Origin of the sequence: Saccharomonospora iraqiensis subsp. paurometabolica YIM 90007 (assembly GCF_000231035.2) — a bacterium.
GTDB classification, from domain to species: Bacteria; Actinomycetota; Actinomycetes; order Mycobacteriales; family Pseudonocardiaceae; genus Saccharomonospora; species Saccharomonospora paurometabolica.
In genome coordinates this window covers 168,331-169,118 of the sequence record NZ_KI912238.1, presented here as the reverse complement: position 1 = coordinate 169,118, position 788 = coordinate 168,331, and the positions used below count along the sequence as shown (strand labels likewise).

Annotated in this window: 1 protein-coding gene; it reads left to right on the top strand. The window is 78.3% G+C overall.

The features are described from left to right. A partial coding sequence (locus SACPADRAFT_RS27485) for an FAD-binding protein (RefSeq protein ID WP_007027826.1) occupies positions 1-788 on the top strand: 788 nt, incomplete at both ends.

Here is a 788-nt window from a genome sequence, read left to right as displayed (position 1 = left end):
CGGCTGGCCGTGCTGGAACACCACGTGGCGGTGGACGCGCTCCGGACCGCGGGCGGCGGCGTCGGTGGCGTGACGGTGCTGGCCCCGGACGGGACCCCGGGCGTGGTCCGCGCCCCTGCCGTGCTCCTGGCCACGGGCGGGTTCGGCCAGCTGTACCACGCCACCTCGAACCCGGCCCAGGCCACCGGCGACGGCCTCGCCCTGGCGCTGCGCGCGGGCGCGGTCGCGGCCGACCTCGAGTTCGTGCAGTTCCACCCGACCGTGCTGTACACGCCCGGAGCGAGCGGGCGGTGCCCGCTGGTGACCGAGGCGGTCCGGGGGGAGGGCGCGGTTCTCGTCGACGCGACCGGCGCGCCGGTGATGCGCGGGGAGCACCCGCTCGCGGACCTCGCACCCCGGGACGTCGTCTCGGCGGCCGTCACCCGTCGCATGGCCGAGGCCCCGGGCGGGGTCGACGACCACGTGTTCCTCGAGGCCACGGGCGTCGACGGGTTCGCCCGCCGGTTCCCCACGGTGCACGCGGCGTGCGCGGCGGTGGGGGTGGACCCCACGCGGCAGCCGATCCCGGTGACACCGGCCGCGCACTTCGCCTGCGGCGGGGTGGTCACCGGCACAACCGGCCGCACCGACGTGCCCGGCCTCTACGCCGCGGGCGAGGTGGCCCGCACCGGGCTGCACGGGGCGAACCGGCTGGCCTCGAACAGTCTGCTCGAAGGTCTGGTCCTGGGCCGACGGGCCGCCGAGTCCGTGGCGGCCGACCTGCGGTACCGCCGCGTCCGGCCGGGCCG